Annotated in this window: 26 protein-coding genes and 1 tRNA gene; 14 read left to right on the plus strand and 13 right to left on the minus strand. The window is 58.5% G+C overall.

Going from position 1 to position 23,317, the window contains the following annotated elements:
• Positions 1 to 894, minus strand: coding sequence for a YicC/YloC family endoribonuclease (locus MUY35_RS06900; protein ID WP_248364982.1), 894 nt, complete (start codon positions 892 to 894; stop codon positions 1 to 3).
• Between the two features lie 169 nt (positions 895 to 1,063).
• Here MUY35_RS06900 and MUY35_RS06905 point away from each other — a divergent pair, with 169 nt between their 5' ends.
• Positions 1,064 to 1,948: a PAS domain-containing protein gene (locus MUY35_RS06905; RefSeq protein WP_248364983.1), complete on the plus strand. Its 885-nt coding sequence runs from the start codon at positions 1,064 to 1,066 to the stop codon at positions 1,946 to 1,948.
• Between the two features lie 104 nt (positions 1,949 to 2,052).
• On the opposite strand, the gene MUY35_RS06910 is transcribed toward MUY35_RS06905, so the two are convergent.
• Positions 2,053 to 3,426, minus strand: coding sequence for a 3-deoxy-7-phosphoheptulonate synthase class II (locus MUY35_RS06910; protein WP_248364984.1), 1,374 nt, complete (start codon positions 3,424 to 3,426; stop codon positions 2,053 to 2,055).
• Positions 3,427 to 3,664: 238 nt separating this feature from the next.
• Between MUY35_RS06910 and MUY35_RS06915 the strand changes: the two genes are divergently transcribed.
• From MUY35_RS06915 to MUY35_RS06955, 9 genes are all read left to right on the plus strand, one after another.
• Positions 3,665 to 4,654: a GlxA family transcriptional regulator gene (locus tag MUY35_RS06915; RefSeq protein WP_248364985.1), complete on the plus strand. Its 990-nt coding sequence runs from the start codon at positions 3,665 to 3,667 to the stop codon at positions 4,652 to 4,654.
• Positions 4,651 to 5,151, plus strand: a complete 501-nt coding sequence (locus tag MUY35_RS06920; RefSeq protein WP_248364986.1) for a GNAT family N-acetyltransferase — start codon at positions 4,651 to 4,653, stop codon at positions 5,149 to 5,151. Before MUY35_RS06915 ends, MUY35_RS06920 begins: the two co-directional genes overlap by 4 nt.
• A gap of 109 nt (positions 5,152 to 5,260) precedes the next feature.
• Complete coding sequence (locus MUY35_RS06925) at positions 5,261 to 6,451, plus strand: ABC transporter substrate-binding protein (RefSeq protein ID WP_248364988.1); 1,191 nt, start codon at positions 5,261 to 5,263, stop codon at positions 6,449 to 6,451.
• Between the two features lie 92 nt (positions 6,452 to 6,543).
• On the plus strand, positions 6,544 to 7,326 hold the full coding sequence (locus MUY35_RS06930) for an ABC transporter ATP-binding protein (protein ID WP_248364989.1): 783 nt from the start codon (positions 6,544 to 6,546) through the stop codon (positions 7,324 to 7,326).
• Complete coding sequence (locus MUY35_RS06935; protein ID WP_248364990.1) at positions 7,323 to 8,150, plus strand: ABC transporter ATP-binding protein; 828 nt, start codon at positions 7,323 to 7,325, stop codon at positions 8,148 to 8,150. The genes MUY35_RS06930 and MUY35_RS06935 overlap by 4 nt, the downstream gene beginning before the upstream one ends.
• Positions 8,151 to 8,152: 2 nt before the next feature.
• The gene (locus tag MUY35_RS06940) at positions 8,153 to 8,494 is read left to right on the plus strand and encodes a hypothetical protein (protein ID WP_248364991.1); all 342 of its coding nucleotides are present in this window, start codon (positions 8,153 to 8,155) and stop codon (positions 8,492 to 8,494) included.
• On the plus strand, positions 8,494 to 9,504 hold the full coding sequence (locus MUY35_RS06945; protein WP_248364992.1) for a branched-chain amino acid ABC transporter permease: 1,011 nt from the start codon (positions 8,494 to 8,496) through the stop codon (positions 9,502 to 9,504). The genes MUY35_RS06940 and MUY35_RS06945 overlap by 1 nt, the downstream gene beginning before the upstream one ends.
• Complete coding sequence (locus tag MUY35_RS06950) at positions 9,501 to 10,856, plus strand: branched-chain amino acid ABC transporter permease (protein ID WP_248364993.1); 1,356 nt, start codon at positions 9,501 to 9,503, stop codon at positions 10,854 to 10,856. Before MUY35_RS06945 ends, MUY35_RS06950 begins: the two co-directional genes overlap by 4 nt.
• 6 nt (positions 10,857 to 10,862) lie before the next feature.
• Complete coding sequence (locus MUY35_RS06955) at positions 10,863 to 11,453, plus strand: nucleotidyltransferase family protein (RefSeq protein WP_248364994.1); 591 nt, start codon at positions 10,863 to 10,865, stop codon at positions 11,451 to 11,453.
• Positions 11,454 to 11,481: 28 nt separating this feature from the next.
• Here the strand turns inward: MUY35_RS06955 and MUY35_RS06960 are convergent, their stop codons facing one another.
• The 7 genes from MUY35_RS06960 to MUY35_RS06990 all read right to left on the minus strand — a co-directional run bounded on the left by MUY35_RS06960 (position 11,482) and on the right by MUY35_RS06990 (position 18,044).
• Positions 11,482 to 12,150, minus strand: coding sequence for a Hint domain-containing protein (locus tag MUY35_RS06960; RefSeq protein ID WP_248364995.1), 669 nt, complete (start codon positions 12,148 to 12,150; stop codon positions 11,482 to 11,484).
• A gap of 268 nt (positions 12,151 to 12,418) precedes the next feature.
• Positions 12,419 to 13,531: a cystathionine gamma-lyase gene (locus MUY35_RS06965; protein WP_248364997.1), complete on the minus strand. Its 1,113-nt coding sequence runs from the start codon at positions 13,529 to 13,531 to the stop codon at positions 12,419 to 12,421.
• Between the two features lie 66 nt (positions 13,532 to 13,597).
• A tRNA-Leu gene (locus MUY35_RS06970) sits at positions 13,598 to 13,683 on the minus strand.
• Positions 13,684 to 13,758: 75 nt separating this feature from the next.
• Complete coding sequence (locus MUY35_RS06975; protein WP_248364998.1) at positions 13,759 to 15,111, minus strand: TRAP transporter large permease; 1,353 nt, start codon at positions 15,109 to 15,111, stop codon at positions 13,759 to 13,761.
• Entirely contained in the window at positions 15,108 to 15,692 is a 585-nt protein-coding gene (locus MUY35_RS06980) for a TRAP transporter small permease (protein WP_248364999.1), read from the minus strand. Before MUY35_RS06980 ends, MUY35_RS06975 begins: the two co-directional genes overlap by 4 nt.
• Positions 15,693 to 15,821: 129 nt before the next feature.
• On the minus strand, positions 15,822 to 16,859 hold the full coding sequence (locus MUY35_RS06985; RefSeq protein WP_248365000.1) for a TRAP transporter substrate-binding protein: 1,038 nt from the start codon (positions 16,857 to 16,859) through the stop codon (positions 15,822 to 15,824).
• A 345-nt stretch (positions 16,860 to 17,204) separates the two neighbouring features.
• Positions 17,205 to 18,044 (minus strand): neutral zinc metallopeptidase, encoded by an 840-nt coding sequence (locus tag MUY35_RS06990; protein ID WP_248365001.1) that lies wholly within the window; start codon positions 18,042 to 18,044, stop codon positions 17,205 to 17,207.
• 160 nt (positions 18,045 to 18,204) lie between these two features.
• On the opposite strand from MUY35_RS06990, the gene MUY35_RS06995 reads away from it, so the two are divergent.
• Both MUY35_RS06995 and MUY35_RS07000 read left to right on the plus strand, forming a co-directional pair.
• The gene (locus tag MUY35_RS06995) at positions 18,205 to 18,783 is read left to right on the plus strand and encodes a YqaA family protein (RefSeq protein WP_248365002.1); all 579 of its coding nucleotides are present in this window, start codon (positions 18,205 to 18,207) and stop codon (positions 18,781 to 18,783) included.
• 2 nt (positions 18,784 to 18,785) lie between these two features.
• Positions 18,786 to 19,256: a disulfide bond formation protein B gene (locus MUY35_RS07000; protein ID WP_248365689.1), complete on the plus strand. Its 471-nt coding sequence runs from the start codon at positions 18,786 to 18,788 to the stop codon at positions 19,254 to 19,256.
• Here MUY35_RS07000 and MUY35_RS07005 read toward each other — a convergent pair whose 3' ends face one another.
• Complete coding sequence (locus MUY35_RS07005; RefSeq protein WP_248365003.1) at positions 19,257 to 20,000, minus strand: RNA methyltransferase; 744 nt, start codon at positions 19,998 to 20,000, stop codon at positions 19,257 to 19,259.
• Positions 20,001 to 20,155: 155 nt separating this feature from the next.
• Here MUY35_RS07005 and MUY35_RS07010 point away from each other — a divergent pair, with 155 nt between their 5' ends.
• Positions 20,156 to 20,785, plus strand: a complete 630-nt coding sequence (locus MUY35_RS07010) for a thiamine phosphate synthase (protein ID WP_248365690.1) — start codon at positions 20,156 to 20,158, stop codon at positions 20,783 to 20,785.
• On the opposite strand, the gene MUY35_RS07015 is transcribed toward MUY35_RS07010, so the two are convergent.
• From MUY35_RS07015 to MUY35_RS07025, 3 genes are all read right to left on the minus strand, one after another.
• Positions 20,782 to 21,618, minus strand: coding sequence for a lysophospholipid acyltransferase family protein (locus MUY35_RS07015; RefSeq protein WP_248365005.1), 837 nt, complete (start codon positions 21,616 to 21,618; stop codon positions 20,782 to 20,784). The two genes, MUY35_RS07010 and MUY35_RS07015, sit on opposite strands and share 4 nt — an antisense overlap.
• Positions 21,615 to 22,391, minus strand: coding sequence for a GNAT family N-acyltransferase (locus tag MUY35_RS07020; protein ID WP_248365007.1), 777 nt, complete (start codon positions 22,389 to 22,391; stop codon positions 21,615 to 21,617). The genes MUY35_RS07015 and MUY35_RS07020 overlap by 4 nt, the downstream gene beginning before the upstream one ends.
• Positions 22,392 to 22,497: 106 nt before the next feature.
• Positions 22,498 to 22,689, minus strand: coding sequence for a DUF3553 domain-containing protein (locus tag MUY35_RS07025; RefSeq protein ID WP_248365008.1), 192 nt, complete (start codon positions 22,687 to 22,689; stop codon positions 22,498 to 22,500).
• A gap of 27 nt (positions 22,690 to 22,716) precedes the next feature.
• Here MUY35_RS07025 and MUY35_RS07030 point away from each other — a divergent pair, with 27 nt between their 5' ends.
• Positions 22,717 to 23,316: a histidine phosphotransferase family protein gene (locus MUY35_RS07030; protein ID WP_248365010.1), complete on the plus strand. Its 600-nt coding sequence runs from the start codon at positions 22,717 to 22,719 to the stop codon at positions 23,314 to 23,316.
• Position 23,317 lies beyond the last annotated feature (1 nt).

Here is a 23,317-nt window from a genome sequence, read left to right on the forward strand (position 1 = left end):
CTACTCCACGTTCTGAACCTGTTCGCGCATCTGATCTATGACATGCTTCAGGTCAAGCCCAATGGCGGTCAGCTCTTTGAATTGCGCCTTTGAACACAGGGTGTTGGCCTCGCGGTTAAATTCCTGCATCAAAAAGTCGAGCTTGCGGCCCACAGGTTGATCCGAGGTCAGATGCTGTTTTGCGGCGTCGATATGCGCCTTCAGGCGGTCAATTTCTTCGCGGATGTCGGTTTTCACGGCGATCATGGCAAGTTCTTGCGCAACCCGGTCGGGGTCGGCGCCGTCGGTGTTATCCATCACCCGCGCCAAGGCCGATTGCAGCCCTGCAACCTGAGCCTCTTGGCGCGCATCCGCCAGCGCTTCGGCAGCCGTCACAAGGCGCGCCACCTCGTCGATCTGATCAGACAAAACCTGCATCATCGCGGCCCCTTCCAGGGCGCGCGAGGATAGGAACTGATCGACCAACGCTGGAACCTGCGCTGTAAGCGCCGCCAAAACTGGGGCGGCGTCTTCGTCTGTCATGGCGCGTTGTTCCAAAACGCCGCGCATACCAGCAATTTCAGTGGGTTGCACCGATGCAACTTGCAGCCCGCGCGTTTCCGCCTCGGCGGCGATGGCGGCCAGTTGGCCAAGTGCACGGGCCAGCCCGTCGGGGTTGATCGACAGCGATCCCGACTCTTCCCGGCGGGTGATTTTCAGACTTACGGTGACGTTGCCCCGCGCCACCGATGATTTCAGGGTTTTGCGCAGCGTATCTTCAAGTCCATCCAGCCAGTCAGGCACCCGGATTTTGATGTCCAGGCCGCGCGCATTGACCGATCGTAAGTCCCAAGACCAGCTGTATCCGGCTTCTTCGGCCGAGGCGCTGGCAAAGCCTGTCATGGAATTTGGCATGTCGAATTAACCATTTGCTAAGTTTTTATGCCAATTTCAGTTACAATGTGGCATATTAAGACTTCAGTAAGGAATACACTTTTAATCGTTAACAAACGGTCACAATTTGAACAAGCTCGCTACTTACATCCTATTTTATTAAAATCGTTTCAAAATCTGGGACGCGAAAATGAAAATTGAATACCTAAAAGATGGCAATGTGGTCGCTCTGGCTTCGGCCCGGCGCGACCGGAAATTTCCTGCCATCGCACAGATCGAAGCCTATTGGCACGGGTTGCGCAATGGGCGACTGATGCCAACGCGCCACGATGTGGACCCGCGTGGTATCGGAGACAATCTAGCCCACGCCTTTATTCTGGAACGTATCGCACCGGGCCATGCCCGCATTCGTCTGGCCGGTCAGCATGTCAGTGACATTTTGTCGATGGAAGTGCGCGGCATGCCGATCAGCGCGTTTTTCACGCCACAAGCCCGCCAAGAGGTGCAGGACGCGCTGGAAAGCGTGTTTGATATGCCCGCCGAGGTCAATCTGACCCTGCAAAGCGAGTCTGGTATATTCCAGAAATCTCTGGATGCGCAGATGATCCTGCTGCCCCTGAAGGATCGCGAAGGCCGCGTCACCCGCGTGCTCGGCGCGTTTCAGGTCGACGGCAAACTGACGCGTGCGCCGCTTCGTTTCAACATCCGCACGCTTGATGCGCGCCCGCTGACGGTCGACCAGACCGCCGCACAGAAAACCCGCGACGCTGAACATCGCCAACAACAGGAGATGAAACGGCCCGGATATTGGGATATGCGCGGCGCGCCGACCTCAGAGGCGACCGATCGCACAATACCAGATGTCACCCGTGTCGATATCCGCCCAACAGGTGACCGGCAAAACCGCAAGACAGACGGGCATATCATGCGTCCATCGGGTGACGCGGGCGACAGAGGCATTCCGGTGCCCGGCATGGCTGAACTTGCGGCGAGCTTTCACGGCACGCCAGATTCCATGCGGGCGGGTCCGTTGGCGCGACCCGGCGGTCATTTACGCATCGTTCCGCAGGACTAGCATGTAGCGCTGGACCGGCGCTTGCGCAGCAACGCTCAAGCAATGCGAGAAAAAACCCCGGCCAATTGGACCGGGGTTTCTTTTTGTCAGCACTGGCAGATGGCTCAGCTTGCCTTTGCTGCGGCAGCATCTTCGCTGCGCATCGAAGACAGTTCTTCTGCCACCAAGAAAGCCAGTTCAAGCGATTGGCTGGCATTCAGACGCGGATCGCAGGCGGTGTGATACCGGTCTGACAGATCTTCGTCCGTGACGGCCCGCACGCCGCCGGTGCATTCGGTCACGTCTGCGCCCGTCATCTCGAAATGCACACCGCCGGGGATTGTGCCTTCGGCTTTGTGGACAGCAAAGAACTCCTGCACCTCTTTCAGCACCGCATCAAAGGGTCGGGTTTTATAGCCGGTGGCCGATTTGATGGTGTTGCCATGCATCGGATCGCAGGACCAGACGACATTGGCACCTTCTTCCTTCACGGTCTGGATCAGGCGCGGCAGGTGTTCGGCCACCTTCCCTGCCCCGAAACGCGCGATCAGGGTCAAACGCCCAGCGTCATTGTTCGGGTTCAGCTTGTTCATCAGAACCTTCAGATCGTCCGCTGTCGTTGTCGGGCCGCATTTCAGGCCGATCGGGTTCACCACGCCACGGCAGAATTCGACATGCGCACCGTCGGGCTGACGGGTGCGGTCACCGATCCACAACATGTGACCAGAACCCGCAACGGTTTTGCCCGTGGTTGCATCAAGTCGGGTCAACGCCTCTTCATACTCCAACAACAAACCTTCGTGTGAAGTGTAGAAGTCCACGGTCTGCAACGTATGTGCCCGATCACTATCCACGCCAGCGGCACGCATGAAATCAAGCGTATCCTGAATGCGTTCAGCCATGGCGCGATATTTCTCGGCCTCGTCCGTTTCAGTGAAACCAAGGGTCCAGCCGTGCACCTGATGCACATCCGCCAGACCACCGGTCGAAAAGGCACGCAACAGGTTCAGCGTCGCTGCCGCCTGCGTATAGGCCTGCAACATCTTTTGCGGGTCAGGGAAGCGCGCGGCTTCGGTGAAATCAAGTTCGTTGATGATGTCACCGCGATAGCTGGGCAGCTCGACCCCGCCCACGGTTTCAGTGGGAGCGGAACGCGGCTTGGCGAACTGCCCGGCCATGCGACCAACCTTGATCACCGGCACCTTCGCACCAAAGGTCAGCACCATCGCCATTTGCAGCATCACTTTGAACGTGTCGCGAATACCATCTGCCGAGAAATCCGAGAAGCTTTCGGCACAATCGCCGCCCTGCAACAAAAAGGCTTCCCCGCGCGAGGCGCGACCAAGCTGTTCACGCAGGCGCATCGCTTCGCCCGCAAAGACCAGCGGGGGATACTTTGCAAGCTGTGCCTCAACCTCAGCCAGTGCGGCCGCGTCAGTATAGTCAGGCATCTGCACCCGAGGCTTCTTGCGCCAGGTCGACTTGTCCCACTCGGTCATGTCTTTGCTCCGTAAATCATGGTGTCCCGCACGCGCGGGTTATGGGCCTTCCTAATAGCGCGGTCAGCGCTAACGTGCAAATACAGTTATGTGACCGGCGTGTGGTCGGATACTGTCTTGATGTGCCAGTCCTGTCATGCGGTGCATACCAGAGGTAGTTTCACCCTTGTCGCAGGCGCACAAACCTGCTGTGGTCACCGCCAACCACAGTGCACACCACCGAAACGAGGTGACTCGGATGACAGAACAACCCACATTGACAAGCGCCGCACCGCGACGCTTTGTTTTTGTTTTGGTCGAAGGGTTTACGCTGCTTAGCTTTGCCGGCGCGGTCGACGCTTTGCGCATCGCCAACCGCGCCGCCGGTCGCAAGGTCTATGACTGGGTCATTATGGGTGAAGGCGGCCAGACCGTCACATCCTCGGCAGGACCATCCTTTCATCTGGACAGCGATCTTGACGAGCTTCGGCGCGACGACACGGTCATAATTTGCTCTGGCGTTGATGTGCAAATCCATTGTTCGCCGAAATTGCTGAACTGGCTCAGACGCGAGGCGCGCCGCGGCGTGCAGGTGGCCGGGCTGTGCACAGCTGCGCATGTCATCGCCAAGGCGGGGCTGTTGAATGACAAACGGGCGACCATCCACTGGGAAAACCACGACAGCTTCACCGAGGCGTTTGACGAAGTTGAACTGACAAAACGCATCTTCGTCATTGATGGGAACATCATGACAGCCGCCGGGGGCACGTCGTCAATTGATCTGATGTTAAAGCTGATTGCCGATGACCATGGCGAAGACATCGCCAACATCGTCGCCGATCAACAGATCTATACCTCGATCCGAACAGAAAGCGACACGCAGCGCTTGTCTGTGCCAACCCGGATCGGTGTGCGCCACCCAAAGCTCAGCGACGTCATCCAAAAGATGGAGGCCAATATCGAAGAGCCGATTTCGCCGTCTATCCTTGCCGCCGATGTCGGTATGTCAACGCGACAGCTCGAACGCCTGTTCCGGCGCTATCTGAACCGCTCGCCCAAGCGGTATTATATGGAGTTGCGCCTGCAAAAAGCGCGCAATCTACTGATGCAGACAGATATGAGCGTGATCAACGTGGCGTTGGCCTGTGGCTTTTCCAGCCCGTCGCATTTCTCAAAATGCTATCGGTCGCATTATGACACCACGCCCTATCGGGAACGCGGCAGCCACGCGGCAAAGGCGACGCTTTGATCCAGACAGCAAGATTGCGATTGCGGCCAGCCGTTCCCGAAGACCTTGCCGATTTGCACGACGTGTTTTCCCACCCCTCAGCCATGCGGTTCTGGAGCCACGAAACCCACACGGATCTGGCGCAAACGCAAGGCACGCTGGACGGGATGATCGCCTCGCATTCCGAAACCGGGCTAGAACTCGTGATCGAGCTGGACGGCAAGGTGATCGGCAAAGCCGGTCTGTGGCGGATGGCGGAGGTCGGGTACATCCTGCATCCCGACCATTGGGGCAAAGGTCTGGCCCAAGAAGCCCTTCAAGCCGTTATCGACGCCGCGTGGACCAAACATTCCGATGTGACCGAAATCACCGCCGAGATTGACCCGCGCAACTCTGGATCGGTTAAATTGCTGAACCGTCTGGGGTTCGTATTGAGCAAAACCGCGACGCGCACGCTCTTTATTTATGATGAATGGTGTGACAGCGCCTACTATGTTCTGCCCCGTCCCAAGCGATAACCCGTCCGGATTGCAGGTCTTTTTTGCGCCGCCTATCGCTTCGGTCTTTTCTTTTCTGTGCGCCTTGCCTAGGCTCAGCACGGGATATTTTCCAACTGGGAGAGAAAGAATGAAAAAGTTTCTAATGGCGACAGCCGCCACAGCACTTGTTGGTGGCGCGGCCTATGCTGACAACCATGAAACCATCAAAATCGGCACAATTCTTGGCTATACCGGCCCGATTGAAAGCCTGACGCCGCATATGGCCGATGGTGCCGAATTGGCGATGGAGGAGGTTTCAGCCTCTGGCCTGCTGCTGGGTGGCATGAAAGTCGAAAGTGTGCGCGCTGATTCGACCTGTGTCGACAGCGCTGCGGCCACCGCGGCGGCTGAAAAGCTGATCACCAGCGACGGTGTCAAAGGTCTGATGGGCCCTGACTGTTCAGGCGTGACCGGCGCAGTTCTGGCCAATGTGGCCCTGCCCAACGGCATCGTGATGATTTCGCCATCGGCAACATCGCCAGGCCTGTCGACCGCCGAAGACAACGGTCTGTTTTTCCGCACCGCACCGTCGGATGCCCGCCAGTCGGCCATCATGGCGGAAATTTTGCGCGAAAATGGTGCCGAGTCGGTGGCTGTAACCTACACCAACAACGACTACGGCAAAGGCATGGCAGACGCGTTCAAAGCCGCGTTCGAAGCTGCTGGTGGCACCGTGACCATCGTGACAGCCCATGAAGACGGCAAAGCGGACTATACCGCTGAAGTCGGCGCGCTGGCCTCTGCTGGTGGCGACGTTCTGGTTGTGGCGGGTTATGTTGACCAAGGCGGCGCGGGCATCGTGCGCGGCGCGCTGGACACTGGCGCATTTGATACGTTCCACTTCCCCGACGGGATGATCGGGTCGAACCTCGAAGCCAATTTCGGCGAAGAAATCGAAGGCTCATCGGGTCAGGTTCCGGGCTCTGACAGCCCCGGCAACGCAGCATTCGTGGAAATGGTCGGTGACAAGTTCGATGTAACCTCGCCTTTCACTGGCGAAAGCTATGATGCGGCGGCGCTTTTGTTGCTGGCGATGCAGGCGGCAGGTTCGGCTGAACCGGGCGACTATGCCTCGAAGGTTGAAATGGTTGCCAACGCACCGGGCGAACAGATCTTCCCCGGCGAGCTTGCGAAAGGTCTTCAGATCCTCGCAGACGGCGGCGAAATTGACTATGTCGGCGCAACGGCAGTTGAATTCGTGGACGGCGGCGAAGCGGCTGGGTCTTATCGCCAGATCAAGATCGAAGGCGGCAAGATGGTTACGGTTCAATACCGCTGATCAACATCTGACAGATTAAGAAACAGCCCGGATTTTTCCGGGCTGTTTCCGTAAGTTAAGCAGCCAACTTAAGGTTGCGAGAGGGGGCGCATATGATCGTCATCGAAGACGTTCACAAGCATTTCGGCGGCTTTCACGCGGTGGATGGCGCGACAATGCGGATCGAGGAACGCTCGATCACTGGGCTGATTGGCCCCAATGGCGCGGGCAAGACGACGTTGTTCAACGTGATTGCCGGCGTGTTGCAGCCGACATCGGGCCGCATCACCATGGCGGGCGAAGACATCACCGGCCTGCCCCCGCATGAGCTGTTTCACAAAGGCCTTCTGCGCACCTTCCAGATCGCGCATGAATTTGGGTCAATGACTTGCCGCGAGAACCTGATGATGGTGCCCGGCGGACAAACCGGTGAAAACCTTTGGGATACATGGTTTGGCCGCAAGCGGATTGCCAACGAAGAACGCGCGTTGCGCGCGAAAGCCGATGAAGTGCTTGAATTCCTGACCATTTCACACATCGCTGACCTGCGCGCGGGCGAAATTTCGGGCGGTCAGAAAAAGCTGTTGGAGCTTGGCCGCACCATGATGGTCGACGCCAAGATCGTTTTTCTGGACGAAGTGGGCGCAGGCGTAAACCGCACCCTGCTTTATACCATCGCCGACGCCATCAAACGTCTGAACCAAGAACGTGGCTATACGTTCGTGGTGATCGAACACGATATGGATTTCATCGAGCGCCTCTGCGACCCGGTGATCTGTATGGCCGAGGGCAAAGTGCTGGCCGAAGGCACGCTGGCCGAGATCAAGGCCAACGAACACGTGATCGAGGCCTATCTGGGCACAGGTCTGAAAAACAAAGAGATGGTGGGCGCATGAGCCAGAACCCCTATCAGTCCGAGCGCGGCAACAAAGACGCTTCGATCGTCAACCCCAAGGGTCAGGGCACGATGATTCCGGCCACCGGCACCAAGCATAAAATGCACACGGGCGATGCCTTTCTGATCGGCGACAGCATGACCGGTGGATATGGGAAGACTGGCCCAGACATCCTGCATGACTGCACCATCGCCGTCGACAAAGGCCAGATTGCGGTGATCGTCGGCCCCAACGGCGCGGGCAAATCCACCGCCATGAAGGCCGTGTTCGGGATGCTCAATCTGCGTCAGGGCTCGGTCCGGCTGGATGGCGAGGATATCACCGACCTTAGCCCCCAAGTACGGGTGCGCAAGGGCATGGGGTTTGTGCCTCAAAACCAGAACATCTTCACCTCGATGACGGTTAAGGAAAACCTGGAAATGGGCGCGTTCATCCGCGAAGACGACATCTCCGGCACCATGGCGCAGGTCTTTGAACTGTTCCCGATCTTGCATGAAAAACGCAACCAAGCCGCGGGTGAATTGTCTGGTGGCCAACGCCAACAGGTGGCTGTGGGGCGCGCATTGATGACCAAGCCGAAAGTTCTGATGCTGGACGAACCAACCGCCGGCGTCAGCCCCATCGTGATGGACGAGTTGTTTGACCGGATCATCGAAGTGGCGCGCACAGGCATCTCGATCCTGATGGTTGAACAGAATGCCCGACAAGCGCTTGAAATCGCAGACAAAGGCTATGTGCTGGTGCAAGGTGCCAACGCACATACCGGGACGGGCAAAGAGCTTCTGGCCGATGCCGAAGTCCGCAAATCGTTTTTGGGGGGCTGAGGATGTATCGCTACGCCCTACCCGCAGCCGTTGTCAGTCTGGCCGCCCTGCCCGCCGTGGCGCAGGATTGCACATTCACCACCGAGTGTTACGAAAGCGAACCTTGTCAGGATACGAGCTTTTCGCTGACCACGATGCTTGATGATGCAAAACTCGTCACCGACTTTGGTGATCTTATCGTGATCGGCGTGAAATCCGAGGGTCGGGTGACCACCGTGTTCGCCACTGGTGAAGGCGCTGAATACCTGCTGTCGCGCAACGGTGACGTGGCGCGCTTCACCGCACATTCCAACGACGGCCCCACCTCGATCACCTATATGGGCACCTGTGAGGGAGAGTTCTGATGGATTTTCTAAACGCCATCGTGGCGCTATCCAATTTCGTCCTGATCCCCGCAATGGCCTATGGCAGTCAATTGGCGCTGGGCGCGTTGGGGGTCACGCTGATCTATGGGATCTTACGGTTCTCAAACTTTGCACATGGCGACAGCATGGCCTTTGGGGCGATGGTGACGATCCTGATCACGTGGTGGTTTCAGTCCATGGGTGTCTCGATCGATCCCCTTCCCACAGCCTTGTTGGCGTTGCCGTTCGGGATCGTCGGGACAGCCTTGATGCTGCTTGCCACCGACCGTGTGGTGTATCGTTTCTATCGACGGGTCAAAGCCAAGCCAATCATCTTTGTCATGGCCTCGATGGGTGTGATGTTCATCATGAACGGCGTTGTGCGCTTCATCATCGGGCCAGACGATCAACGCTTTGCCGACGGTGCGCGGTTCATCATCAACGCGCGCGACTTCAAAGAATGGTCTGGGTTGGACGAAGGTCTGGCCTTCAAAACCAGCCAAGGGCTGACCATCGTGACCGCCGTCATCGTCGTGGCCGCCTTGTTCTGGTTCCTGAACAAGACCCGCACAGGCAAATCGATGCGCGCCTTTTCCGATAACGAGGATCTGGCGCTTCTGTCTGGCATCAATCCCGAGCGTGTGGTGATGATCACCTGGATCATCGTCGCCGGCCTGATCACCATCGCGGGTGTGCTGTATGGGTTGGACAAAAGCTTCAAACCATTCACCTATTTCCAGCTTCTGCTACCAATCTTCGCCTCGGCCATCGTTGGCGGGCTAGGCAACCCCTTGGGCGCCATTGCGGGCGGCTTCGTCATCGCTTTTTCCGAGGTGACGGTGACCTATGCGTGGAAGAAGGTCGCGACCTATCTGCTGCCAGAAAGCCTGGAGCCATCGAGCCTCGTACAGCTTTTGTCCACCGACTATAAATTTGCGGTCAGTTTTGTCATTCTGATCGTGGTTCTGCTGTTCAAACCTACGGGTCTTTTCAAGGGGCAATCAGTATGAGCCAGTCCTTACGCACACCCCTTATGTTTGCGCTGGTCGCGCTCTTGTTCATCCTGCAAGGCACAACCGATTGGTGGATATTCGCGGGCAGTTGGAATGCATCGCTAACCATTCTGAACATGGCGCTGATTTCCGCAATCATGGCCTTGGGCGTCAACCTGCAATGGGGTTACGCCGGTCTTTTTAACGTTGGGATCATGGGGTTCGTGGCTTTGGGCGGTCTGGCGACGGTGCTGGTCGCCATGCCCCCTACCCCCGGCGTGTGGAGCGCGGGCGGCTTTAAAATCATCTCTGGTCTGATTCTTGGCGCGGGCACCATCATGCTGATGGTCTGGCAATACAAGCACATGACACCCGGACGCCGCCGGGGCTTGGTCATGCTGGCAACCCTGATTGTGGGATTTGTCGTTTATCGCTGGGTCTTTGACGCCGGCGTTGTCGGTGTCGAGGCCGTGAACCCCGCACAAACCGGTTATCTTGGTGGGTTGAACCCCGGTGGGCCGGACAATTACCGCGCGCATGGTTATATGACCATATTGGCTTGGCCAGTTGGCGGCTTGCTGGCCGCAGGGGCGGCATGGCTTGTCGGCAAAACCGCACTTGGATTGCGGTCGGACTATCTGGCGATTGCCACGCTTGGGATCGCCGAAATCATTCTGGCCGTGCTTAAGAACGAAGACTGGATGGCACGCGGCGTGAAAAACGTAATCGGCCTGCCCCGCCCCGTTCCTTACGAGGTCGACCTGCAAAATAGCGCCGAGTTCGTGGCCAAGGCGGACGCATGGGGCATGAACGTGACCACGGCATCGACCATTGCGGTAAAGCTATCCTATTCTGCGCTGTTTACTGTTGTTCTCGTCGTGCTGATTATCCTTGCGCAACTGTCGCTGAATTCGCCCTGGGGTCGGATGATGCGCGCCATTCGTGACAACGAGGTCGCGGCCCGGGCAATGGGCAAGGACGTCACCCGACGCCACCTACAAATTTTTGTGCTGGGGTCTGCGCTGTGTGGTCTGGCCGGTGCGATGATGACCACGCTTGACGGGCAATTGACGCCGGGCACCTATCAACCACTGCGCTATACGTTCCTGATCTGGGTGATGGTGATCGTTGGCGGGTCGGGTAACAACCTAGGCTCGGTGCTGGGCGCGTTCCTGATCTGGTTCCTCTGGATTCAGGTTGAGCCGATTGGCTATTGGTTCATGTCGCTTGTCACTTCGGGCATGGCGGACGGCTCGGCGTTGAAGTCACATCTACTGGACTCGGCGGCGCATATGCGTCTGTTCTCGATGGGCGTTCTGCTGCTTGTGGTGCTGCGCTTCAGCCCGCGAGGCCTGATCCCCGAGAAATAGCTGACCATGACCGCGGCCCCAACCCTTGCGATACTTATCATGGCCGCGGGCCAATCGCGGCGGATGGGGCGCGACAAGCTGTTGCTGCGCGGACCAGATGGGCAGACGATGTTGCAAGACCGGATTGCGACCGCAATGGCCGCAGGGCATCGCGTCTTTGTGGCGCTGCCGACCGATAGACCGGATCGGTTGCGCGTCGTTCAGGCATCGGCCGCCACACCGCTGCCCTGCCCGAATGCCGCGCAAGGCCTGGGTCACAGCCTGTCCGAGGCCGTGCGCCAACTGCCATCGGGCCTGGACGGTATTGTGATCATGTTGGCGGATATGCCCGCTATCTCATCCGACGATCTTAGCCGCGTCTGTGCCGCCTTCGATCCAGATCGGGTCGTGCGCGGGGCAACAGCGGACCGCGTCCCCGGTCATCCGGTGCTGGTCCCATCGCGATTTTTCGCGCGGTTTGATGGGCTGGTCGGAGATTGCGGGGCACAGATCGCATTAAAGGGCCTGACGGATCATTTGGTGCCACTGCCCAACAAGAATGCCATTTCCGATGTAGACACATTGGCTGAGTGGAAAATCTGGTCGAACCAGCATTAGCGATCGGGGAACCCGGGGGCGGCGCGGTTTATCCAAACAGCACTGTCGCCTCGCGCTCATCCAGAACTGGTTGGGTGCAAACGTAGGATGCAAGACCTTGATGGCTGGCCAGTTTGGGCAGAAGGGTCAGGATTTCCGTTGCAGTATCCTGTTCCTCGGCCCGGATCCGGTCAATGTTCGGCATCAGGCTTTCAACCCAATCATCGCCACATTGAACCAGCTCATAAGTGTCAAACAGAAGATGCACGAAAGCCGGATTCACGCTGGAATCTGGCAGGAACATTCCCGTCGTTGCGAGGTACTTTGCCGGGCAAAGAACCTCGTTCACGCCGAACAGAAGTTCGATTTTCGGGTGTGAAACCAGAACCAAATGATCAGCAGTCAGAACGGTCGTTGTGTCGGCGCCATCCGCGGACAGGCGACGCATCGGCAGCCCGGCGTCATCCAACGGGCGCGATGTGCCAACCCAGCGCAGTGTGGCAAAACCTCCGCTATGAACTTTGACCTGATCGCCGATTTGCAAATCACGTGCCGCGACTGGGCCGCGAAGCGTTTCGACCCGCGTGTTGGCGGACAAACCGGACAGCGCGATCCCATTGCGCGAATGACGTCCACGCATCGGATCATTGACTGGCGATGTAGATGAAAAGCCCGTCCAATGGAGCGGGATTGTTTCCTGCACTCTGATGTCACGCAAGCTCAACTCAAATACCCCTAAACAAAAACCTGAAAACACTCTCCGGCGGTTACCACTTACTAACAATTTGCGCCGAAATTATGAAGGAAAGCTTTGAATTCCCGTGCACTTTCCATTTTTCCGCGTATTTCGGGCAAATATTGTCACATTTCCGCCGATCCTTCGCCTTACGGTGGAATTTTCATGTGGTGTTAACCAAAGCATCGCCGTGCACGACGGTATTACGTGATTCCAACCGTGTCCGAGGCCGGGATGACGCGCAAAAAAGTTACAAAGTGCTTAATGACTGCAGAAGGTCGTCCAGCAACTCAACCGACGGCTCACAACCGACGGACAGGCGCACAAACCCATCTGGCACATCATCCCCCCACCGTGCGCGCCGTTCAGCAGAACTGTGGACGCCACCAAAAGAGGTGGCGGGTCGCAGAAAACGGCAGGACGTTATGAACTTCTCGGCAGCGTCCTTGTCCGCCAGCGTCAAGCCGATCAGAAACCCGAAAGACGTCATCTGGCGCTTGGCTAGCGTGTGTGATGGGTCGTCGGGCAGACCGGGATAACGAATGTCGTTGATTACCGGATGATCTGCCAGGACTTGCGCGATCGCGCCAGCGGTGTCGCACATCCGTCCAAACCGAACCTCTAGCGTTTCCAGCCCGCGATGCAAAAGCCATGCGGCATGCGGCGACGGGATGGCGCCCGACATTTTGCGCCAATCCAACACGGCGTCACGCAGCGTATTATCGCGCGTGGCCACATGCCCCATCAGCAGATCGGAATGCCCTCCCGGCGCCTTGGTGTCTGACGCGACAACGATATCCGCCCCAAGGTCCAGCGGGCGTTGTCCGAAAGGGGTCATGGTTGTGTTGTCGACAATCACTTTGCCACCGGCCTGATGTACGGCCTGCGCGATCGCGGCTATGTCGCACAGGTCCAGTCCGGGATTGGATGGGGTTTCGACGAACATCACATCAATGCCGTCAAAGCCGCCATCAGCGTAACTTCGGGTTGGACGTTCAATGACGGTCACACCGAGCTGCGCCAGAAATCGGACAGATAAAAGCCGCGTGACGTAATAACCGTCCGACGGAATCAGAAGGGTTTGACCGGCCTTCAGCGTGGCAAACAACGCAGCCGAAATCGCCGCCATGCCAGATGGAAACGCGACGCAGGGCGCGTCTTCCAGAACCGCAAGCGTATGTTCCACAGCCTCCCACGTTGGGTTGTCCACCCGCCCATAGGTCGCCGCCCCGTCAGGATCACCCGGCAAATGAAACATCGAGCTGGATACCAACGGCAGCGCCACCGGATCGCCCTTCGACAAGCCCTGCCCCCTAAGGTGCAACAGATCGGCTGCAATTTTCTGGGAATGTTTGTCCGTCATACTAGCCCCCGCCCCACGCCGCGCGCAATTCGCCAGCGGTGGCATCTGTCTTATCGAAAATCGGAGTGGTGCCCAAGGAGAGATTCGAACTCTCACGCCCGTGAAGGCGGGGGATTTTGAATCCCCTGCGTCTACCATTCCGCCACTTGGGCACTGGGTTGGAATTACCCAAGCGCCGGGGCAAGGTCAACGAAGTTTTTGCCCTGCCCCGCACGAATTTGCATGTTCTAGAACATGACCCCGACCAGCCAAAGCGTAATCCCCGGAAAGGCAACCAGAACCACGACGCGGATCAGGTCTGACAGGACGAACGGAGCCACCCCGCGATAGGTCGCCGACATCGGAATATCGCGCGCCATCGAGTTGATGATGAACAGGTTCATGCCCACCGGTGGCGTGATCAATCCGACCTCGACCACGATCAGGGCAAGGATGCCGAACCAGATGCCTGCCTCTTCGGGGGTCAGGCCGAAATCGAGCACCTCGATGATCGGATAGAAGATCGGAATGGTCAGCAGGATCATCGACAGGCTGTCCATGACACAGCCGAAGATCAGATAGGCGACCAGCATCAAAGCCAGCACCATCAGCGGCGCATAGCCCTGCGCAGTAACCCACTCGGCAAGCATTTGCGGCGCTTGTGTGAAAGCCAGGAACGAGTTGAAAATCTGCGCGCCCAGCACGATGAAGAAGATCATCGCCGTGGACTGCGCGGTCGACAGGATGCTGTCCAGAAAGCCTTTCCAGTTCAGCCCGCCCGTCATGATGCCATAAAGGCCGGTTGCGACAGCGCCCACTGCGGCGCCTTCGGTCGGGGTAAACAACGCCTGAACGCCAACTTTGGACCAGTTCCAGTCCCCCGCGATGCCGCCCATCACCAGCCCGAAAATGACCACCACCGGCCAGATGGAAAGAAGCGTCCTGAACCGGTGCGCATAAGACACCCGTTCGGCGGTCGTCGCGCTGTCGGGATTGATGCGCACCATGACCGCCACGGTCAGCATATAGCCAAGGGCGGCCAGAATGCCGGGGATAAGGGCTGCGATGAACATTTTAACAATGTTTTGTTCGGTCAGGATCGCATAGATCACCAAAATGACCGAAGGCGGGATCAGGATGCCCAGCGTCCCACCCGCGGCCAGAACACCGGTGGACAAAGCGTCGGAATAGCCGCGTTTGCGCATTTCCGGCAAGGCCACCTGCCCCATGGTCGAGGCCGTCGCCAGCGACGATCCACAGACCGCGCCAAAGCCCGCGCAGGCGCCGACGGCGGCCATCGCGACACCACCCTTGCGGTGCCCCAACCAGTCGGACGCGGCCTCGAACAAGGCCCCAGACATACCTGACTTGGTGGCAAACTGCCCCATCAGCAAAAACAGCGGCACAATCGACAGCGAATAGCTGGAGAACGTGTCATAAGACAACGTCTTAAGCTGGCTCAACGTGACTGCGGGTTTGCCCATCATATACCAGATGCCGAAAAATCCGGTCAGCCCCATCGCCAACCCAATGGGCAGGCGCAGGAAGATGGCCAGCAACATCAGGGCAAAGGCGACCAGCGCCAGTTCAATGCCGGTCATACCCGTTGCTCCTTGCCATCAAGAACCCAGTTGAAGGACCGCCAGACCGTAAAGGCTGCCACGATCAGAAAGAAAGCAGCGCCAATCACGCACAAGCCGAACGGGATCCACAGCGGGATCTCAAGCTCATAGGTGCTTTCAGGAAAGAAAGGTTTGGACCCCATGCCAAACACGCTGCGCAACCCGTCCGAGCCGAACGGGAATTTTTCGCCAAATCCCAGCCAGAGCCGCCACAGGATGATGAACGCCGCGCCGGTCAGAAACACATCCCCGATCAGACCCAGAACGGCCTGCATGCGGTCCGACAGTTTGGAAATAAAGATGTCCACCGTCACATGACCACGTTTCAGCTGGCACCACGGCATGAAGGCAAACACAGCCACCGCGCAACCCATTTCGACGATTTCATAGTCGCCTTTGATCGGGCTTAACCCGAAGCCGGACAGTGATCGACCGACAATCGAAAGGACCGTCGTCAGCGCGATCCCAACCAGAATGGCCCCGCCTGAATACGCCATCCAACGGCTGCTGACCTCCATCAGTCGACCGATGCGGACTTGTGCTGATTTTGCGACTGCCACCGCGTGTCCCCTGCCAATTTGGTAAATGTGAGTGTGAAGCCCGACCCGCACGTCTGAGTGCGTCAGGCAAACGGGCGCAAAATCGCTTCGGGCCAGCCGGGGCTGCCCGAAGCGATCATCGCAACCCGATCAGTTGTCAGCGTATTTCGCAACCAGCGCCTTGGCGTCGGCAACCATGCCTTCACCGTCAAGACCCTTCGAGGTCATATCAGCCGCCCAAGCCACGGTCTGCGCCTCGCCGATCACCTTGATTTCATCAACCAACGCCGGATCAAGCTCGTGGATCTTGTTATCGGTGCCGGCCACGATCTCGCGTCCGATCACATCGCCCTTGTCGAACGACGCACCCGCCCAGCCCGAGGTTTCAAGCCCCGAATTGGCGTCGATGACGGCTTTCAGGTCATCGGGCAAATTGTTGTAGGTGTCATTGTTCATCGCCCAGATGAAGAACGTGTTGTAAAGCGACCGGTCGCCCGAGATTTCGGTGTGGCTGTCGGCCAGTTCATGCACCTTCAGCGGCGGCACGATTTCCCACGGAATGACGCCGCCTTCGACCACGCCTTTCGACAGGGCTTCGGGGAAGGTCGGCAAGGGCATACCGACCGGTGTTGCGCCCAGTGTTTCAAAAAGGGCGTTGGCCTGACGGGACGGTCCGCGCAATTTCAATCCGTCGAAATCAGCCAAAGCCATCACGGGCTCGCCCTTCTTGTGGATCACACCGGGGCCGTGCACATGGACCGCCAGAAGGTGAACATCTGCCATCCGTTCCTGCATGTATTTCTGGGTAAACTCCCACGCGGCTTTCGAAGAGGCTTCGGCATTGCGGCCTGTCATGAAGGGCAGTTCGAACGCTTCAGCTTCAGGGAAGCGACCCGGCGTATAGGCCGGCAGCGCCCAACCACAGTCGATCACGCCGTCGCGGATCTGGTCGTACAACGCTTGCGGCTTACCGCCCAACTGCATCGCCGGATACAATTCGACCTTGATCCGACCGCCCGATTCTTTTTCGACCTTTTCCGCCCAGGGCGTCATGAAATACAGCGGGGTTGAGCCTTTCGGCGGCAGGAAATGTTGGCACCGAAGGGTGACCTCTTGCGCAAAGCTGGCTCCGGCTGTCAGCCCCAAGGCGACAGCCCCCACAAAAGCAGTTTTCATTGTAAATTTCATTTCGCTTCCTCCCAGCGCGAACAGCATCTGATCCAACACGGGGCAGCTCCTCCACCCTGCGCGTAGACAGATAAAAACAGGCTCGTCAGAGTCACGCAAGTTTTTTCGACCAAACGGTCGGCTTTGCTTGCAGTCCTGTCGTTGAAATATTCCTAAACAAAATTCGTTTCCAACGCAACAATCTCATATTTATTGCTTTTTTCCGCCATTTAACCTGTGAAATAACCCGCAATCGGGACCCTGGAGAATTTGGCGTGCGCCGGTTTGAAACCGGAAATCGAGAGAATCAGACGCCCCGAGCCATGCCCGATGACATCCGTGATACCCCATCCGACAATCAGAGGTTTATAGCTGTTGGGCAGAAAACGTGTCGCAGACGCGCATATCGCCACTTTCATATCCGCGCACAAACCAGTTTTGACGCTGCTCGGATGAGCCATGGGTGAAGGTGTGCGGCATTGGCACGCGGCCCGAATTGCGTTGAAGTGTGTCGTCACCGATCTGGCGCGCGGCATTCATCGCTTCGCCAATATCGCCCCGCTCCAGCGTGCCAAAGCGCGATTGCACTTCACGCGCCCAGATACCGGAATAGCAATCGGCCTGAAGCTCTATGCGCACCGAAATCGCATTACTTTCTTCTTCGCCAACCTGCGCGCGGATCGCATTTGCCTGCCCCAAAATGCCAAGTTCGTCCTGCACATGGTGCGCGACCTCGTGGGCCACCACATAGGCCGCAGCAAAATCGCCACTTGCGCCAAGCTGGCGTGACAATGTGGTGAAGAAGCTCGTGTCCAAATACACTTTGTTATCGCCGGGGCAATAGAACGGGCCGGTCGCCCCCGAGGCGCCCCCGCAAGGGCTTTGTGTCACGCCTTTATACAAGACAAGCGTCACCGGGTTGTAGGCCTGCCCCACTTGCGTTCGGAAAAGATCGTCCCAGACCTCTTCGGTATCAGCCAGCGTGACCGACACAAACTCGCCCGCTTGTTGGTCGGCTTCGGTGATTTCGCCCCCACCGCCGCCGCCAATGGTCCCACCGCCCTGCAAGAAAGGCGTCACATCGACCCCAAGGAAATACCCGATTGCCAACACGGCCAGCAAGCCCAAGCCGCCCACTTGCGCAGCACCACCCGCGCGCCGACGGTCCTCGATATTGCGACTTCCCCGCCGTCCCTGCCACTTCATCTTGTTCTCCAGCACTCGTAATTTGCACGGGGCCATCCCGTGTCATCCAGACCTGTGCAGTTTAACGGCCAACCCCCACGCATCAAGCCATGATCTTGCAGCTCACTCTTGACGCGGCAGGGCCCGCATGGTTCGTGAGGAAAAAACAAGAGGCACGCAGATGATCAGGCGTCTTTACGATTGGACCATGGGGTTGGCTGACACCCGCCACGCGCTTTGGGCGTTGGCGTTGGTGGCGTTTATGGAGAGCTCGGTCTTTCCGATCCCGCCGGATGTCTTGATGATCCCGATGATCATTGCCCGCCCGTCGCGCGCCTTCGTTATCGCCACGGTCGCGCTGGTCGCGTCTGTCATCGGCGGGGCTTTTGGCTATTTCATCGGTTGGGGTCTGTTCGAAAGCGTCGGCCAACCTGTGTTGGAGTTCTACGGCAAGACCGACGAGTTCGGCCATTTCGCCGACACTTATAACAAGTGGGGTGCCTGGGCGGTGCTGATTGCCGGCGTGACCCCCTTCCCCTATAAGGTCATCACCATCCTGTCGGGGTCCACGGGCCTGAACTTTGGTGTCTTCATGGTGGCCAGCGTGATCGCGCGTGGCCTTCGTTTCTTCGTCGTTGCCGCCCTGTTGTGGAAGTTCGGCGCACCAATCCGCGACTTTATCGAACGTCGCCTTGGCTTGATGTTCATCCTGTTCGTCGTAATCCTGCTCGGCGGCTTCTATATGGTGAAATACCTATGAGCATGCTTGACCGCCTCACCGCAAACCAATGGATCGCCATTGCCGCTGCGTCGTCCGCGCTGATGCTTGCTGGCGCATTTGTCTTTCAGGCGCTGGGCTATGCGCCGTGCGAGATGTGCCTGTGGCAGCGCTGGCCCCATGCCGCCGCCGTCCTGATTGGCGGTGTCGCGTTGGGTTTGCGTCAGAAAGTGCTGGCATGGATGGGCGCATTGGCGGCTGCGACGACATCCGCAATCGGCTTTTTCCATTCCGGCGTTGAACGCAAACTGTGGGACGGTCCGAGTTCCTGCACCGGCGGCGGTGTCGCGGACCTGTCGGTCGACGATCTTCTGGCGCAAATCAACGACGCCCCGCTGATCCGCTGCGATGAAATCCCGTGGGAGATGTTTGGCGTCACCATGGCCAACCTGAACGCGGTCGGATCGCTGGGTCTGGCCGTCATCTGGGTTGTGGCAGCCACTCGAAAGGGTTGATCAGTCCTGTTTGCCGCGCAGAAGCTGGCGCAAAATACCGTGGAAAATCTGCACATCCGCGCGTGTCATCGGCATGCGGCTCCACATATTGCGCAGCGCAGTTTTCATCACGGGGGCTTTGGTCGGCGGGTAAAAGAACCCAGCCTCGTCCAGCCGCGCCTCGTAATGCTCGGCCAGTTTTTCGACCTCGATCGCCTGCGCGCGCTCGGACCCGGCCCACTCCATCACCTCATGCTGAACCTCGGTGGTCTGTCGTCGCCACTCGTAAGCCGTCAGCAGCACACATTGCGCAAGGTTCAGTGACGCAAATTCCGGGTTCACCGGGACCGAGATTGTCGCGTTGGCCCGCGCGACCTCATCATTCTCAAGCCCTGTCCGCTCTGGCCCAAACAGGATCGCGACTTTCTTGCCCGCCGCCCGCATTGCGCGCGCCTCGGCCATCGCACGTTCGGGGCTGAGGATCGGTTTCGCCAGATCCCGCGTGCGCGCGGTGGTGGCATAGACGTAATCGCAATCACCGATCCCGTCTGCGAGCGTGTCATAGACCCCGGCAGCGTCCAGCACCCGCCCTGCCCCAGACGCCATGGCCACCGCCGATGGGTTCGGCCAGCCATCGCGGGGCGCGATGATCCGCATCCGTTCCAGCCCGAAATTCAGCATCGCGCGCGCGGCCGCCCCGATGTTTTCGCCCATCTGCGGACGCACCAGCACGATTTCAGGCTGAGGTCCCAGATTGTCCGTCATTTGATCCGCCACCGCCGATCCTTCCTTTTGGTTGGCCGCGTGATACGCTGGCATTCGGCCCAGAGCAAGCGTGCGTGGCGCGCTGGTCTGAATCACTTGCATTGGCGCAAGAGCCGTCTATGAAGCTGCAAGCACCAGACGAAAAGGACCGCAAGATGGCCGATACCGACATGGAACTTCCCCAGCTTTATCTGGTGACACCGCCCGAATTAGAACTGTCGCTGTTTCCCGACCAGTTGGCCCGCGTGCTGGATGCTCACGACACGGCCTGCCTGCGCCTGTCGCTGGCAACAAAGGACGAAGACCGCATCATGCGCGCCGCCGACACGTGCCGCGAGGTTGCCCATGCCCGCGACGTGCCGATTGTGATCGCCGAGCACGCTTTGATGGTTGAACGTCTGGGCTTGGACGGTGTGCATCTAGGCGACGGCGCGCGTCGGGTGCGCAAGACCCGCGATGATCTGGGCAATGACGCCATTGTCGGTGCGTTTTGCAACGCCTCGCGCCATGACGGCATGACAGCGGGCGAAGCGGGCGCGGATTACGTCAGTTTTGGTCCGGCGGGATCGACAGGGCTAGGCGACGGCACCCAAGCCGAGGCTGATTTGTTCGACTGGTGGTCAAAAATGATCGAGGTGCCGGTGGTGGCCGAAGGTGCGCTGACCGAAGACATCATTCGCACCTTGACCCCGTTCACCGATTTCTTCGCCATCGGGGAAGAGATCTGGCGCACCGATGATCCTTCGGCAACGCTGGCCCGCTTGCTGGGGGCGATGACCCGTTAAGACGCCTCGACGTTCAAATCGCCCAGCCCACCCCGCACCACAGTCTCGCAATAGGCGGCCAGGTCCTTGCGGCTGGCAAAGTTCGACACTTTGACCGGTGTGTGATAGACCAGCTCGACCCGGCCCTGTTTGCGCGCGGCAAGGGTTTGCACCAGATGCGGCGCGAAATCCATGTCGCCCCACCAGCCATAAAAGCGCGGGTCTTCCGTGTCGGGCGCGATATAGCGCACAGTCACGGGCTGCACCCACATGAAATCACGCAATTTCGGCGTGAAGAATGCCGCAAAAAGCGTTGGTTTAAATGGCAAAACGCGGCGTGAGTCGCTGGATGTTCCTTCGGGAAAGAACAGCAACTTGTGACCCGCCGATAAACGTTCGCGAAAGACCTCGATCTGGCGGGTCGCCTCGCGCCGGTCGCGGTTGATGAAAACTGTGCCCGTCGCGCGCGCCAGCCAGCCGATCCCCGGCCAGTTCGCCACCTCGGATTTCGAAACGAAATAGACGCGTTTCTTGGCATTCAGCGTGAAGATGTCCAACCACCCCGCATGATTGGCCACGACAGCCCCCTTTTCGCGCATCGGCGTTCCGATGGGTTTGAACGGGATGCCAAGGATCACGAACGCCATCCGGCAAACGAATTGCGTGATATGGGGCGTGACCGGGCGTTTGATGCCGCAAAAGGGACGCTCTATCAGCCGGACAAGCAACAGCACCACAAGCCCGCCAAAAACAAGCAGCGCCAAGGGAACGCCGCGCGCGACAATGCGCAGCCAATCCGCGCCGGTCGGATGGAAGCTGTGCGGCTCTGGCTCGCCATGCCACAGGGCGGTCATGGGCGGGGCTTTCCGGTGTAGAATGCCGTGTGCTTCGCGCTCATCTGTTCGGTGTCCATGATCAGGCATACATCCGTGGTGTTGAAATCATGGTCAATATACGCGCCCTCGCCCACGAAACCACCCAGCCTAAGATATGCTTTGATCAATGACGGCACCGCGCGCATGGCGGCGGGCCGGTCGATCTGGTCCTCTGCCATCAGGTTCATGGTTTGAAACTGCGCGGGCTGTGCCCTCACGCGCAGGCCTTCCGGCGCCAGATGTCGGTGATGCAGCAGTGACAGCGGGGCCTTGAGCAGGTCGATATCGGTGCCGTGAAACGAGGCGACGCCGAAAAGCACCTCGATCTTGTGCTCCGCTACGTAGTCTGCCAACCCGCCCCACAACACCACCATGGCGCTACCACCGCGATAGTCGGGGTGCAGGCAGGATCGGCCCAATTCAAGAAGGTTGCGGCCAGAGTTCTTTAGAACGCTCAGGTCATATTCGTCCTCAGAATAGAACCGGTTCAACGCGCCGGGTGTGTCAGACAGGCGTGCGCCGCGCAACAGACGATAAACCCCTACAGCAGGTGTCCCAGGTCGAGCGCGATCAAACAGGATCAGATGATCGAAATAGGGATCAAACGCATCGCGTTCCAGGCGCGCATCGTGATCCACCAAATCGCCGCTACCGCCAAGTTCGTCCACAAAAACGTCATATCGCAGGCGCTGCGCCGCGATCAGATCGGCCTCGTCTTGGGCCAGGCGAAGGACAAAATCAGGCTGGGGCATCGGTTTTAACGTTTTGCTAACCTTGCTGGGCTTCTATGGCGACAGGTCCGGGTTTGCAACTGGGCCGAATACCATCTAGGGTTGTGTTTGAGTAGGTTAATTTACTTCACGTTGCTTTCGGAGGCTCGAAGACTGGCATGAGATCAATTCGATCGGACATAATCACCTGCTTGCCGGCATGTTCGAAATTCACCGTGACTTTGCCGCCGATATTTGACTGTACCTGCCCCAACCCCCAATCCGGCTGTTGGGGGTGACGCACCAACATGCCCGGTTCCAGCAACGCTCCTAAACTCATCCCGTTTTCCCTTTCAAGGCACACCCCATGACAAAACAAGACCGCGACCTGACGGCACTGATCGGATCTCGTATCTGCCATGACCTTATCAGCCCTTTGGGGGCCATCGGCAATGGCGTTGAGCTTTTGCAGCTATCAGGCATGGCCGATAGTCCGGAAATGGCCTTGATCGCGGAAAGCGTGACAAACGCAAACCTGCGCATCCGGTATTTCCGCGTTGCGTTCGGGGCCGCGCCTGACAACCAGATGATCGCCGAAAGCGAGATTCGCGCTACTTTGGCCCCCGGCGTGGATGGTCGAAAGATCGAGATTGACTGGCAGCCGAACGGGGATCAACCGCGCGCAGCCGTCAAGCTGGCTTTCTTGCTGCTGCAATGTTTTGAAACGGCGATGCCATGGGGCGGCCAGATTAGTGTCGTCAGCGACGGCAACCATTGGCAAATCCGCGGCGAAGCGAACAAGCTAAAAATCGAGCCTGACCTTTGGGCGATGTTGTCGACGCCGCAACCCGGCACGGATGTGCCACCCGCACAGGTGCATTTCGCGCTCGTCGCCCCAGAGCTTGCCCGGCAGGGTCGCACGGCCGGTGTGACGATCGCGGATCATTCGATCAGCGTCGAGTTCTAGG

It is taken from the genome of Aliiroseovarius sp. S1339 (genome assembly GCF_023195695.1).
GTDB lineage: Bacteria > Pseudomonadota > Alphaproteobacteria > Rhodobacterales > Rhodobacteraceae > Aliiroseovarius.

Coding starts and splice junctions, on each gene's coding strand:
- MUY35_RS06900 (WP_248364982.1), bottom strand. CDS start 894: ATGCCAAATTCCATGACAGGCTTTGCCAGCGCCTCGGCCGAAGAAGCC.
- MUY35_RS06905 (WP_248364983.1), top strand. CDS start 1,064: ATGAAAATTGAATACCTAAAAGATGGCAATGTGGTCGCTCTGGCTTCG.
- MUY35_RS06910 (WP_248364984.1), bottom strand. CDS start 3,426: ATGACCGAGTGGGACAAGTCGACCTGGCGCAAGAAGCCTCGGGTGCAG.
- MUY35_RS06915 (WP_248364985.1), top strand. CDS start 3,665: ATGACAGAACAACCCACATTGACAAGCGCCGCACCGCGACGCTTTGTT.
- MUY35_RS06925 (WP_248364988.1), top strand. CDS start 5,261: ATGAAAAAGTTTCTAATGGCGACAGCCGCCACAGCACTTGTTGGTGGC.
- MUY35_RS06930 (WP_248364989.1), top strand. CDS start 6,544: ATGATCGTCATCGAAGACGTTCACAAGCATTTCGGCGGCTTTCACGCG.
- MUY35_RS06935 (WP_248364990.1), top strand. CDS start 7,323: ATGAGCCAGAACCCCTATCAGTCCGAGCGCGGCAACAAAGACGCTTCG.
- MUY35_RS06940 (WP_248364991.1), top strand. CDS start 8,153: ATGTATCGCTACGCCCTACCCGCAGCCGTTGTCAGTCTGGCCGCCCTG.
- MUY35_RS06945 (WP_248364992.1), top strand. CDS start 8,494: ATGGATTTTCTAAACGCCATCGTGGCGCTATCCAATTTCGTCCTGATC.
- MUY35_RS06950 (WP_248364993.1), top strand. CDS start 9,501: ATGAGCCAGTCCTTACGCACACCCCTTATGTTTGCGCTGGTCGCGCTC.
- MUY35_RS06955 (WP_248364994.1), top strand. CDS start 10,863: ATGACCGCGGCCCCAACCCTTGCGATACTTATCATGGCCGCGGGCCAA.
- MUY35_RS06965 (WP_248364997.1), bottom strand. CDS start 13,531: ATGACGGACAAACATTCCCAGAAAATTGCAGCCGATCTGTTGCACCTT.
- MUY35_RS06975 (WP_248364998.1), bottom strand. CDS start 15,111: ATGACCGGCATTGAACTGGCGCTGGTCGCCTTTGCCCTGATGTTGCTG.
- MUY35_RS06985 (WP_248365000.1), bottom strand. CDS start 16,859: ATGAAATTTACAATGAAAACTGCTTTTGTGGGGGCTGTCGCCTTGGGG.
- MUY35_RS06990 (WP_248365001.1), bottom strand. CDS start 18,044: ATGAAGTGGCAGGGACGGCGGGGAAGTCGCAATATCGAGGACCGTCGG.
- MUY35_RS06995 (WP_248365002.1), top strand. CDS start 18,205: ATGATCAGGCGTCTTTACGATTGGACCATGGGGTTGGCTGACACCCGC.
- MUY35_RS07000 (WP_248365689.1), top strand. CDS start 18,786: ATGCTTGACCGCCTCACCGCAAACCAATGGATCGCCATTGCCGCTGCG.
- MUY35_RS07005 (WP_248365003.1), bottom strand. CDS start 20,000: ATGACGGACAATCTGGGACCTCAGCCTGAAATCGTGCTGGTGCGTCCG.
- MUY35_RS07010 (WP_248365690.1), top strand. CDS start 20,156: ATGGCCGATACCGACATGGAACTTCCCCAGCTTTATCTGGTGACACCG.
- MUY35_RS07015 (WP_248365005.1), bottom strand. CDS start 21,618: ATGACCGCCCTGTGGCATGGCGAGCCAGAGCCGCACAGCTTCCATCCG.
- MUY35_RS07020 (WP_248365007.1), bottom strand. CDS start 22,391: ATGCCCCAGCCTGATTTTGTCCTTCGCCTGGCCCAAGACGAGGCCGAT.
- MUY35_RS07025 (WP_248365008.1), bottom strand. CDS start 22,689: ATGAGTTTAGGAGCGTTGCTGGAACCGGGCATGTTGGTGCGTCACCCC.
- MUY35_RS07030 (WP_248365010.1), top strand. CDS start 22,717: ATGACAAAACAAGACCGCGACCTGACGGCACTGATCGGATCTCGTATC.